An 11,846-nucleotide genomic window follows, 5' to 3' on the forward strand; every position below is an offset into this window, starting at 1 on the left:
CCCCGGAGCAGCCGTCTTCGACAAGCAGCCGGTCGCGGCCGTGGCGCGGGACGCCGACCACCTCGATCTGTTCGTGGTGGGCAACGACAACCGGGCCTGGTCGCAGTTCTGGAGCGCACAGGCCGGATGGAACCCGGACTGGATGCCCATCCCCGGAGCAGCCGTCTTCGACAAGCAGCCGGTGACGGCCGTGTCCCGCGACAGGGATCGTCTCGACCTGTTCCTCATGGGCAACGACAGCCACGTCTGGACGACCTACTGGAGCGCCGGCGGCGGCTGGAACGCGGACTGGTTCGCCGTACCGGGACGGGCCGTCTTCGAAAAGGGCCGCCCCATCACGGCGTCCTCCCGGGTCCCCGGGCACCTGGACCTGTACGTCGTGGGGAACGACAGCCACGTCTGGACGACCTTCTGGAGCGCCGAGACCGGCTGGGCCGCCGACTGGTTCGCGGTGCCGGGACAGGCGGCCTTCGACAAGGGGCAGCGCGTGACGGCCGTGTCCCGCCGGGACAACCACATCGACCTCTTCGTCCTGGGCTTCGACCACCGCGTGTGGTCGACGTACTGGCACCACCGCACCCTGCAGTTCCGGCTGCGGTACTTCATCGAGAAGGAGTCGACGGACGACCTCCTGCAGGGCGGTGACGACGAGGTGTACGTCTCCGCGCTCGGCCTGGACTCGGCATCGGTCGTGGCACGGCCGGACGGGACGTACGGCGCCGATGTCGTGAGGGGCGGCGAGGTCGGTGACGTGTCCAGCGACGAGGTGCGCGATCCCTGGCGCGACCGTCCGCACGTGCTCATGGAGTTCGACATCGACCGGCCCGGCCCGTGGCCCCGGTCGTACACGACCACCCTGCTGGTGATCGAGCACGACGACGGCGACCTGAGGAACGGGTTCGACACGCTCTACGGTGCCTTCGGCACCCAGATCAGAGATGCCGTCGTGAAGGCCGTGAGCACGACCGGGGCGGTCATCGCCGGGCCTCTCGTCGCCGGGGCGATCGGCGCGCTCGCCGGCGACGTCTTCGACGCGGTGAACGAGAAGATCAGGTCCGGACTGGCGGACGAGTCCTTCACGCCGATCCCGCTCACGCTGCATGTCGACGGTCCGGAGCAGTTCGCGCGCCACGCTTCCGTGGAGCGCCAACTCGCCCAGAAGGTGGAGCAGTTCGGAGGGTCCTACGAGGTCCTCTACGACTGGCACGTCAGCTGACGGAGGGGAGGAGCCTCACCCGTCACACAGGCCGTCTCGGCGCCCGGCCGGGTCTTCCCAGCCGGGCGCCTGCTCCCCGTTCAGGGTCGATCAGGCGCCGCGGTGCATCGCCGCCCGCCGGTCCGCGGTCGCCAGGGCGGTGTTGACGAGCGTCACGGCGGCGAAGGCGATCGCCCAGGCCGGCCGGTCGACGCCGAGGAGCGCGAGTGTCGCCGCGCCGAACACCAGCGCCTTCACGGCGAGTACACCCGCGAGCGGCACCCGGAACCGCGCTCTGGGCGCGGCGAACAGGCCCCAGACGACGGCCGCGACGGCCGGTGCGGCGAGCGCGAGCAGCAGCCGGAGCGCCGTGTTCTCCGCGCTCTCCCATCCCCACCAGGCCAGCACGGCCAGCGCGGCGAGTTCGAGCAGGAACGCCAGGCCTTCGTTCAGTACGTGCAGCGGCGCGGGCAGTTTCATCGGACACCCCTCGACGTCGATCACGCGTGCGACCGCCCGCGACCGCCCGAGTATAGAAACCGCTTCCGCCAGAAGTCTTTACCTCCGGCACCGGCGGCGGTAACTTCCGCCCGACGCAAGTTGTTTCAGAAACTTTCCGACAGTGTTTCCAACGGCGCCGATCCCCGTCCCTCCCACCGGCCCGTACGGAACGCGCCTCCGCCTGGAGAAGCAGATGAGCCGCACCCCCCTCCCGCCGCCCGGACGCCCGGTGGCCGTCCTGGCCGTGGCCGCCGGCCTCCTCGGCCTGCTCGCCGCGCCACCCGACGACCCGTCACCCAGGACCGCCCCTGCCGCGGCGACCGCCGAGAACACGGCGACGGTCTTCTACTGGACGAAGACGAAGAACTGGGCCGCCTACAACCTGCACTACGCCCCGGACGGCGGCGCCTGGACCACGGTCCCCGGCGTCGCCATGGAGCCCGCCTGTACGGACTGGGTGAAGAAGACCGTCAGCCTCGGCACGGCCGCCGGACTCCAGGCCACCTTCAACAACGGCACCGGCACCTGGGACAACAACGGCGGCCGCAACTACGCCCTGGGAACGGGCGCCATCACCGTCAGGGACGGGGTCGTCGCCCACTCCGACCCCTGCGGGGACACCACGCCCGCCCCCGCCGCGAAGGCGACGGTCTACTACTCCACCGAGGCGCTCGGCTGGTCAACCGCCAACATCCACTACCAGCCCGCGGGCGGCGCCTGGACCGCCGTCCCGGGCGTCGGCATGCAGACGGCCTGCGCGGGCTGGTGGAAGCGGGAGATCGACCTCGGGTCGGCCGCATCCCTCAAGGCCGCGTTCAACAACGGCAACGGCACCTGGGACAACAACGGCGGCTCCGACTACACGATCGGCACGGGCGTCTCCACCGTGCGCAACCGGGTGGTGACGGCGAACGCCGCCGACCCGTGCGCCGCGACCCCGCCCGACACCCAGGCCCCCACCGCCCCGGCCCGGTTGACCGCGGCAGCCGACGGCGTCTCCGTACTGCTCACCTGGGACCCGGCCGCCGACGACCGGGGCGTCACGAAGTACCAGGTCACCCGTACCGGCGGCACCGGCGGCACGGTCGTGACCGACGTCGGCTCCACGGTGTTCTCCGACACGAACCTCGCCGAACGGACCGCGTACACCTACACGGTGAGGGCCGTGGACGCCGCCGGGAACGTCTCCGCCGCCTCGGCCCCCGCGACCGCCACCACCGGCGACCGGCCGGCCACGCCAGCGGCCGGGAAGCCGCTCGGCACCGACCCGCGCAAGGACCCGATCTACTTCGTCCTCACCGCCCGCTTCAACGACGGCGACCCGTCGAACAACCGGGGCGGCAGCCAGCACGTCAAGTCGGGCAACGCGGCCAACGACGACCCCATGTTCCGGGGCGACTTCAAGGGCCTCATCCAGAAGCTCGACTACGTCAAGGGACTCGGCTTCTCGGCGATCTGGGTCACCCCCGTGGTCCTCAACCGCTCGGACTACGACTACCACGGCTACCACGGCTGGGACTTCTACCGGGTCGATCCGCGCCTGGAGTCCGCCGGCGCCTCCTACCAGGACCTGATCGACGCCGCCCACGCCAAGGGCATGAAGATCTACCAGGACGTCGTCTACAACCACTCCTCCCGCTGGGGCGCCAAGGGCCTCTTCGTCCCGACCGTGTACGGCGTCCGGGACAGCCAGTGGAGCTGGTACTACGACGAGGGGCAGCCCGGCTTCGAGTACGACGGCCTGACCGTCGACGCGAAGAGCGGCAAGTCGTACTACAACGGCGACCTGTGGTCGACGGCGGAGCCCGCCGGCAACACCTGCGTGAACTGGGGCAAGCCGACCGGCGGGAAGAGCGCCGAGGGCTACACGGTCTACAACTGCCAGTGGCCGAGCCCCACTTCGGGCATGTTCCCCGAGGAGCTCTACCACCAGTGCTGGATCGGCAACTGGGAGGGCGAGGACGCGCGTTCCTGCTGGCTGCACGAGGACCTGGCGGACTTCGACACGGAGAACGCGACCGTGCAGAACTACCTGATCGGCGCGTACGACAAGTACATCGACATGGGCGTCGACGGGTTCCGCGTCGACACGGCCGTGCACATCCCGCGCACCACCTGGAACCGCCGCTTCCTGCCCGCCATCCAGGAACGGGTCACCCAGCGCCACGGCGCCGGGGCGGCCGCGAACTTCTTCGTCTTCGGCGAGGTCGCCGCCTTCGTCAACGACAAGTGGAACCGCGGCTCGGTCAACCACTCCGCGCAGTTCTACACCTGGAAGGAGCGCAAGGAGTACGACGCCGACGACGCCAAGGCCGCCCTGGAGATGTACGACTACGAGCAGCAGCAGGGCACCGGCAACCAGCCCACCTCCACCAACGCCTTCCTGGACGGGAACAGCTACCACACCCCGGACCACAGCCGCTTCTCCGGCATGAACGTCATCGACATGCGCATGCACATGAACTTCGGTGACGCGCAGAACGCCTTCTCCAACGGCAAGGACTCCGACGACAGTTACAACGACGCCACCTACAACGTCGTCTACGTCGACAGCCACGACTACGGTCCCAACAAGTCGAGCGAGCGGTACGCGGGCGGCACCGACGCCTGGGCCGAGAACATGTCCCTGATGTGGACCTTCCGCGGCATCCCGACGCTGTACTACGGCTCCGAGATCGAGTTCCAGAAGGGTCAGAAGATCGACTGCGGGCCGACCTGTCCGCTCGCGACCACCGGCCGCGCCTACTTCGGCGAGCACGTCGCCGGCTCCGTCACGGCCTCCGACTTCTCCCAGGTCTCCTCGGCGAGCGGCCAGGTCGCGACCACCCTCGCCCAGCCCCTGGTCAGGCACGTCCAGCGGCTCAACCAGATCCGCCGGGCGGTCCCCGCGCTCCAGATGGGCCAGTACTCCACCGAGGGCGTCTCGGGCGGCATGGCGTTCAAGCGCCGCTACACCAGCGGCTCGACGGACAGCTTCGCCCTCGTCACCGTCTCGGGCGGCGCCACGTTCACGGGCATCCCGAACGGCACGTACACCGACGCCGTCACCGGCGACGTCCGCACGGTCGCCGACGGCACCCTCTCCCTCGCCGCCCCCGGCAAGGGCAACCTGCGGGTGTACGTCCTGAACGGCCCCGGCAGGATCGGCACGGCCGGACCGTACCTGAAGTAGGAGCAAGGCCCGGCGAGGGGGCGAAGGAACGGAAATCGCCCTCTCGTCGCCATGTTCAAGTCAAGATTTTGTTACACGAACGGGCTTGTCGGACAGAAGACTTCCTTCCGCCCCGTTTGTCTGCGATCTTGCGTCCACCCCACACAACACACGGCCCGGCCGGCGCCACCCGCGCCACCGGGCCTTCGGAGGACGCATTGTTTTCCCAGATATCCGGCCGCATGAGACTCGCGGCGACGGCCCTCGGTACGACCCTGGCGCTCGCGGGACCCGTCTCCCTCGCGCAGGCCGCCCCCCTCGACAACGAGCCGCTCGCGGCGTTCACCGCGACCGCCCCGTCGAACACCGCCGCGGCCACGGCCGCCTGGGCCGCCGGCACCCGCGCCTACCTGGTCATCACGACCCCGGGCGACACCAGCGCCGTCCGCACCGCCGTCGCCAACAACGGCGGCTCGGTCTTCGCCTCGTACGACGCGATCGGCGTGATCGTCGCGCACTCGACCTCCGCCTCCTTCGCCGCCACCATGCGCGGCGTCTCCGGCGTCCAGAAGGTCGGCGCGACCCGTACCTCCGACGTCCCCGCCGACGCCTACAACCCGGCGCTCCCGGCCAACCCCTCGCAGGCCGCCGCGCCCACGACGGAGCCCGTCCGCTCGGACATGACCCAGATCAAGGCCGACCAGGCCTGGGCCGTCAACCAGGGCTCCGCCACGGTCAAGGTCGGCATCCTGGACACCGGCGTCGACGACCAGCACCAGGATCTGGCGCCGAACTTCAACGCCGCCGACTCGGTCTCCTGCGCCTACGGCAAGGCGGACACCCGCGCCGGGGCCTGGCGCGACGTCGACCAGCACGGCACCCACGTCGCCGGCACGGTCGCGGCCGCCAAGAACGGCAAGGGCGCCATCGGCGTCGCGCCGGGCGTGAAGATCTCCTCGGTGCGCATCGCCGAGCCCGGCACCACGCTCTTCTTCGCGGAGAACACCATCTGCGGCCTCGTGTGGGCCGGTGACCACGGCTTCAAGGTCACCAACAACAGCTACTACACGGACCCGTGGCAGTTCAACTGCCCGAACGACCTCGACCAGGCGGCCATCCTGGAGGGCGTGGGCCGCGCCCAGGCCTACGCCGAGGGCAAGGGCTCGCTCCAGGTCGCGGCGGCCGGCAACTCCAACGTCGACCTCGCCAACAAGACCACCGACTCGTCGAGCCCGAACGACTCGACGCCGGTCACCCGGACCCTCACCAGCGACTGCCTCGACATCCCGGCCGAGCTGCCGGGCGTCGTCACGGTCGCGGCGAACGGCACCAGCGGCACGTCCAAGGCGTCGTTCTCCAACTACGGCAGCAACATCATCGAGGTCTCGGCCCCCGGCGAGTCCGTCTACAGCACCGTCCCCGGCGGCAAGTACGCCTCGCTGAGCGGCACCTCGATGGCCTCCCCGCACGTGGCGGGCGTCGCCGCGCTGCTCGCCAGCGCCAACCCCACGTACACCCCGGCGGACATCCGGGCGAAGCTCGGCGAGCAGGCCACCGACCTGGCCTGCCCCTCGGACGCCCGCTGCACCGGCACCACGGCGAAGAACAGCTTCTTCGGCGAGGGCCGCGTGGACGCCCTGAAGGCCGTGGGCAGCACCACCCCGCCGACCGGCGCGTACTTCGAGAACCTCAACGACTACGCGATCGCGGACAACTCCACGGTCGAGAGCCCCATCACGGTCAGCGGCGTGACGGGCAACGCCCCGGCCACGCTCAAGGTGGGCGTCGACATCAAGCACACCTACATCGGTGACCTGAAGGTCGACCTGGTGGCCCCGGACGGCACCGTGTACACCCTGCACAACCGCACCGGCAGCAGCACGGACAACATCCTCCAGACGTACACGGTCGACGCCTCCTCGGAGGTCGCGAACGGCGTCTGGAAGCTCCGCGTGAACGACAACGCGAACCAGGACACGGGCAGGATCGACGCCTGGAACCTCACCTTCTGATCCCTCGCACCCCCGGACGGGGCCGGAGCCGCCATGGCTCCGGCCCCGTTCGCGTACCCGCGGTAAGCCCGGCGGAAGAAAGTCCGTACCGAGGGGTAGGCCTCCCCGGGGGCCTTGCTATACGTTCCGTCTAACAAGCTTGCTAGACGCTCCGTCTAACAAGCCCCCGAGCCGCCCGCGCGACCCCGAGGAGCCGCACCATGGCCAGCAGCACCGTCCGCCCCGACAACGAAGACCACGACGTCGCCGCGCGGCTGCTCCTGTCGGCCGCCAAGCTCTCGTACGACCCCGCCACCGAGGTCGACTGGGACACCCCCCTCGACAAGGACTTCCACGGCCAGAGCCCGGAGTGGAACAGCCTCTACGGGACCGCCTACTGGAACGAGATGACCGAGGAGCAGCGCAAGGAGCTGACCCGGCAGGAGTCGGCCTCGGTGGCCAGCACCGGCATCTGGTTCGAGATGATCCTCCAGCAGATGGTGCTGCGCGACATCTACCTCATGGACCACACCGACCCCCGGTTCCAATGGGCCCTCACCGAGATCGCCGACGAGTGCCGGCACTCCATCATGTTCGCCCGTGGCTCCCAGAAGCTCGGCGCGCCCTCCTACAAGCCCAGGCGAGCGGTGCTGGAACTCGGCCGCTTCATGAAGACCGTCGGCTTCGGCGAGGCCGCCTACGCCGGGATCCTGGTCGCCGAGGAGGTGCTCGACGTCATGCAGCGCGACTGGATGCGCGACGAGCGGGTCGTCCCCTTCGTCCGCACCATCAACAACATCCACGTCGTCGAGGAGTCCCGGCACATGAAGTTCGCCCGGGACGAGACGCGCCGCCATCTCGCCCGCGCGAGCAGGGCGCGCCGCCACTTCCAGGCGCTCGTCGTCGCGATCGCCGCGTACTACATCATCACCAGCCTGGTGAACCCTGAGGTGTACGTGCGGGCCGGCCTCGACCCCGAGCGCGCCCGCCGCGAGGCCGCCGCCAACGAGCACTACAAGGCGCGGCTCCGGGCCAGCTGCTCCGGCCTCATGGAGTTCCTCGCGGACGTCGGGATGCTGACCCGCCCCGCGCTCTTCTTCTACCAGCGCGCGCACCTCGTCTGACCGGCCCCCCTTTCCCCGTCTCCCCGGATCCGAGCTGAGCCGACGCCATGACCTACGCCATCACCCAGACCTGCTGCAACGACGCCACCTGCGTCGCCGTCTGTCCCGTCAACTGCATCCACCCGACGCCCGACGAACCGGACTTCGGCACGACGGAGATGCTGTACATCGACCCCAGGTCCTGCATCGACTGCGGCGCCTGCGCAGACGCCTGCCCGGTCGACGCGATCTTCCCGGCCGACCGGCTGCCCGAGCCCCTGCGGGAGTACGAGGCGATCAACGCCGCCCACTACGCGGGACGCGAGCCCGCTCCCGTCCTGGCCTCGCCCCTCTTCCACACCTGGGGCGAACCCGTCTTCACCCGCTCGCTCCCCTCCGACCTCGCCCCGATCCGCGTCGCGATCGTCGGTACGGGACCGGCCGGCATGTACGCCGCGGAGGACCTGCTCCTGCACACCAACGCCGAGGTGACGCTGATCGACCGGCTGCCGGTGGCCGGCGGTCTCGTCCGGTACGGCGTTGCGCCGGACCATCCGGCGACCAAGGGTGCCGGGGAGACCTTCGCCCGCTTCCACGCCCACCCCCGGGTCCGCATGCGGCTCGGCGTCGAGATCGGCCGGGACGTCACCGCCGGGGAACTCGCCGCGCACCACGACGCGGTGGTCTACGCGGTGGGCGCGCCCTCCGACCGGCGGCTCGGCATCCCCGGCGAGGACCTGCCGGGCAGCGTCTCGGCGACCTCCGTCGTCTCCTGGTACAACGCGCACCCCGAGACCGGCGCGGACGCGGTGAGCCCCTCCGCCGAGCGGGTCGTCGTGGTCGGCAACGGCAACGTGGCGCTCGACGTGGCCCGCGTCCTCGTCTCGGACCCGGACGCCCTGGCCCGTACGGACATCGCCGACCACGCGCTCGCCGCCCTGCGCGACGCACGGGTCCGCGAGGTGGTGCTGCTCGGCCGCCGGGGACCCGAGGACGCCGCGTACACCACCTCCGAACTGCTCGCCCTGAAGCATCTGCCCGGCGTCGACCTGGTCGTCGACGACACCGATCCGCGCACCGGTGCGGCGATCGACGCGGCGGAGGCCGGGACGAAGGCCGCACTCCTGCGGGGCGTCGCCCGGGAGACGGTGGACTGGAAGCGGGCGCCCGCTTCGGACCGGCGCAGGATCGTGCTGCGCTTCCACTCCGCCCCCGTCGAGGCGCTCGGCGACGGCCGCGTGCGGGCGGTGCGGGTGACGGAGGACGGTTCGGCGTCCGGTACGGAGATCGGGGCGGGGCTGCTCGTGCGGGCCGTCGGCTACCGCGGAGTGCCGCTCGCGGGGCTGCCGTTCGACGAGGAGACCGGCACCGTGCCGCACGAGGCGGGGCGGGTGGCGGGGCTGCCCGGCAGCTATGTCGTGGGCTGGATCAAGCGGGGGCCGTCCGGGGGCATCGGGGCCAACCGGGCGTGCGCGGAGGAGACGGTCGGGACGCTGCTCGCGGACGCGGTCGCCGGAGTGCTGCCGAAGCCGACGGGCACGTCCCAGGAGTTCCGGCGGCTCGCGAAGAGCCGCAGCGGCCGGGGGCTCGTCGACGCGCGCGGTCTCGCCTCCATCGACCGGGCGGAGCGGGCGCGGGGCCGAGACGCGGGGCGTCCCCGGGTCAAGCTCGCCACGGTGCCCGAGCTCGTCGCGGCGGCGCGGGGCAGGCGGCTGCGTCTGCCGGGCTGAGTGGTCGTGTGCTCCTGGGATCCGGCCCGGGACGGCGGGCCGGTACGGAGCCGGTACGGGTCGGCCGCGAGGGCCGGTCGTACGGTCGCTCGTACGGTCAGACCGAGACGCCCAGGGTCTGGCGGACCACGATCGCGTTGAGCCGCACCGCGAAGGGCACGATGTCGGTCAGTTCGAGCGCGAGGGTCCGGTCCTTCGGCAGCTCGACGGTCACGTCGACGCAGAAGGCCAGGGCGTACATGTGGTCCCCGGTCTCCTCGTCCTGGAGGGCGAAGAACAGGTCCCGGTAGAAGCGGGTGCGGTCCTCGGACTCCTCGTAGAAGGAGAGTCCGGGCCGGCCCTCCTGCGCGGCGAGCCCGGTGAAGGCCTGGACGAGCTCCCGCTCGACGGTGGCCCAGAAGCGGGCCTCGGCGCACTCCGGCGGCAGCGCCTGGCGGACGGCCTCCTTGAGGGAGAGGACCATGACGAGGACGGGGGCGTGCTCCTGCAGCCCCCAGCCCCGGACCATCTTCACCACGTCGCTGTCCGGGACGGCCGAGGCCGCCCGGTGGATCGCCTCGAAGTCGAAGTTGACGGTCGCCGGGGCGATCGCCTCCTGGAACACCCGGTCGATGGACCGGGCCTGGTCGAGGTGGTCCGGTCCCACCTCGACGACGGTCCTGAAACTGGCGGCCAAAGCTCCTCCTGGATGATCTCGGTGATCGAATCGGTGATCGATTCGATGATCAGGAGGCGTCAGTATGCCGAGGCGCCGGAGGCCGGGCGCGGGGCGTCCGCCGTGCGGACGGTCCGGCTTCCGGCCGTGCGGACGGTTCAGCCGCGGCCGCGGCGCGGCTTCCCGCTGCGGCCGGAGCCCGCACCGCCCTTGCGGGAGGCGGCCGGCTTCCCGCCGGTCCGGGAGCCCGCGCCCGGCTTCCCCTGCCGTGCCGGCTTCGCGGCCCGCTGCTGCCTGGGCTGCTTCTGACCCTTCTTCTCCTCGGCGCGGCGGCCCCGGGTGCTGTTCACGGTGCGGCCGCGGACGATGCCGATGAACTCCTCCACCAGGTCGGGCGCATCGTCCGCCGCCGGCCACGACAGCGCCACCCGCGACTGCGGGACGCCGACCAGGGTCCGGTAGGTGAGGTCCTTGCGGTGGTGCAGCCGGGCCAGCGACTGCGGTACGGCGAGCACGCCGATGCCCGCGGCGACCAGCTCGATCGCGTCGGCGGTCGTCGCCGGGCGCTCCATGGCGGGGCGGCCGGGCGGCTGCTCCCAGCCGAGGGTGTCGTCGAGGGGGTGCAGGACGAGTTCGTCGGCGAGGTCCTCCGCGGAGACCTCCTCCACCGCCGCGAACAGATGGTCCTTGGGGATCACGACGACCGTCGTCTCCGTGTAGAGCGGGATCGCGCTGAGGTCGTCCCGGTCGACGGGCAGCCGGACGAGACCCGCGTCGGCGGCGCCCTCGCGGAGCACGGCGAAGGCCTCGGCCGGGGTCACGGCGTGGAGGGTGAGGGGCACGTCGGGCAGGCGCTCGTTCCAGATCCGCACCCACTTCGCGGGTGTCGCTCCCGGCACGTAGGCCAGCCGGAAGGAGGAGGGGGATTCTGCGGGGGAAGCGTCCGAGCCTGTCACCCCGCCAGGTTACCGGTAGCCGACGTGGTCGGAGCTCGCCCGCATGCTCGATACCCTTGACACCATGACGTCGCACCAGAACACCCAGACGATGAAGCCCGCGACCGCGGCGAAGAAGCTGGGTGTGTACCTCGAGGCCACCCCCGCAGAGTTCCAGGAGGGTGTCGTCTCGCGCACCGAGCTCAACGAGCTCCAGGCCAATCCCCCCGCCTGGCTCCAGGAGCTGCGCAAGAACGGTCCGCACCCCCGCCCGGTGGTCGCGGCGCGACTGGGCGTCTCCATCGCCGGTCTCGCGCGCGGCGGCATCACCGAGCCGCTGACCACCGAGCAGATCCAGGCGCTCCGTGAGGAGTCCCCCGAGTGGCTCCAGAAGGAGCGGGCCACCCAGGCGGAGGTCCGCAAGGAGACCGTCCGCATCAAGGAGCGCAACGAGGAGAAGGCGCGCCGCCGGCAGCAGGGCGCCTGATCTTCACCCGGCAGACGCCACGCCGGTCCGTACCGAAGCGCTGGCGGCGGGGGCCGCCCGGGGGCGGGCCCCGCGGGGGGGGGCCGACCCCCCGGGTG

At 71.2% G+C, this 11,846-nt stretch carries 9 protein-coding genes; 6 read left to right on the forward strand and 3 right to left on the reverse strand.

The annotated features are described in order from the left end of the window. Positions 1 to 1,216 (forward strand): PLL family lectin (locus tag ABT041_RS38285; RefSeq protein ID WP_502976712.1); only part of this gene is annotated, 1,216 nt, incomplete at its 5' end. Between the two features lie 90 nt (positions 1,217 to 1,306). On the opposite strand, the gene ABT041_RS38290 is transcribed toward ABT041_RS38285, so the two are convergent. Next, the gene (locus ABT041_RS38290; RefSeq protein WP_351193614.1) at positions 1,307 to 1,675 is read right to left on the reverse strand and encodes a YrdB family protein; all 369 of its coding nucleotides are present in this window, start codon (positions 1,673 to 1,675) and stop codon (positions 1,307 to 1,309) included. A gap of 214 nt (positions 1,676 to 1,889) precedes the next feature. Here ABT041_RS38290 and ABT041_RS38295 point away from each other — a divergent pair, with 214 nt between their 5' ends. The 4 genes from ABT041_RS38295 (at position 1,890) to ABT041_RS38310 (ending at position 9,671) form a co-directional block, all read left to right on the forward strand. Continuing rightward, on the forward strand, positions 1,890 to 4,868 hold the full coding sequence (locus tag ABT041_RS38295; protein ID WP_351193617.1) for a carbohydrate binding domain-containing protein: 2,979 nt from the start codon (positions 1,890 to 1,892) through the stop codon (positions 4,866 to 4,868). A 221-nt stretch (positions 4,869 to 5,089) separates the two neighbouring features. Beyond that, positions 5,090 to 6,859: a S8 family serine peptidase gene (locus ABT041_RS38300; RefSeq protein ID WP_351193619.1), complete on the forward strand. Its 1,770-nt coding sequence runs from the start codon at positions 5,090 to 5,092 to the stop codon at positions 6,857 to 6,859. Between the two features lie 200 nt (positions 6,860 to 7,059). Then, positions 7,060 to 7,962, forward strand: a complete 903-nt coding sequence (locus ABT041_RS38305; RefSeq protein WP_351193622.1) for an AurF N-oxygenase family protein — start codon at positions 7,060 to 7,062, stop codon at positions 7,960 to 7,962. A gap of 47 nt (positions 7,963 to 8,009) precedes the next feature. Further along, positions 8,010 to 9,671, forward strand: a complete 1,662-nt coding sequence (locus ABT041_RS38310) for an FAD-dependent oxidoreductase (protein ID WP_351193624.1) — start codon at positions 8,010 to 8,012, stop codon at positions 9,669 to 9,671. Between the two features lie 97 nt (positions 9,672 to 9,768). Here ABT041_RS38310 and ABT041_RS38315 read toward each other — a convergent pair whose 3' ends face one another. After that, a complete protein-coding gene (locus tag ABT041_RS38315; protein WP_351193626.1) occupies positions 9,769 to 10,347 on the reverse strand; it encodes a Type-2Aa cytolytic delta-endotoxin in 579 nt (192 codons plus the stop codon). A 137-nt stretch (positions 10,348 to 10,484) separates the two neighbouring features. After that, positions 10,485 to 11,282: a LysR family transcriptional regulator substrate-binding protein gene (locus tag ABT041_RS38320; protein ID WP_351193629.1), complete on the reverse strand. Its 798-nt coding sequence runs from the start codon at positions 11,280 to 11,282 to the stop codon at positions 10,485 to 10,487. A gap of 64 nt (positions 11,283 to 11,346) precedes the next feature. Between ABT041_RS38320 and ABT041_RS38325 the strand changes: the two genes are divergently transcribed. After that, a complete protein-coding gene (locus ABT041_RS38325; protein ID WP_351193632.1) occupies positions 11,347 to 11,748 on the forward strand; it encodes a DUF5997 family protein in 402 nt (133 codons plus the stop codon). The last annotated feature ends 98 nt before the right edge of the window (positions 11,749 to 11,846 follow it).

It is taken from the genome of Streptomyces sp. NPDC002825 (assembly GCF_040295385.1).
Taxonomy (GTDB): Bacteria; Actinomycetota; Actinomycetes; order Streptomycetales; family Streptomycetaceae; genus Streptomyces.

What these genes read in the sequence shown, in the direction of transcription:
- ABT041_RS38290 (WP_351193614.1), bottom strand. Translation starts at nt 1,675, where the DNA reads ATGAAACTGCCCGCGCCGCTGCACGTACTGAACGAAGGCCTGGCGTTC.
- ABT041_RS38295 (WP_351193617.1), top strand. Translation starts at nt 1,890, where the DNA reads ATGAGCCGCACCCCCCTCCCGCCGCCCGGACGCCCGGTGGCCGTCCTG.
- ABT041_RS38300 (WP_351193619.1), top strand. Translation starts at nt 5,090, where the DNA reads ATGAGACTCGCGGCGACGGCCCTCGGTACGACCCTGGCGCTCGCGGGA.
- ABT041_RS38305 (WP_351193622.1), top strand. Translation starts at nt 7,060, where the DNA reads ATGGCCAGCAGCACCGTCCGCCCCGACAACGAAGACCACGACGTCGCC.
- ABT041_RS38310 (WP_351193624.1), top strand. Translation starts at nt 8,010, where the DNA reads ATGACCTACGCCATCACCCAGACCTGCTGCAACGACGCCACCTGCGTC.
- ABT041_RS38325 (WP_351193632.1), top strand. Translation starts at nt 11,347, where the DNA reads ATGACGTCGCACCAGAACACCCAGACGATGAAGCCCGCGACCGCGGCG.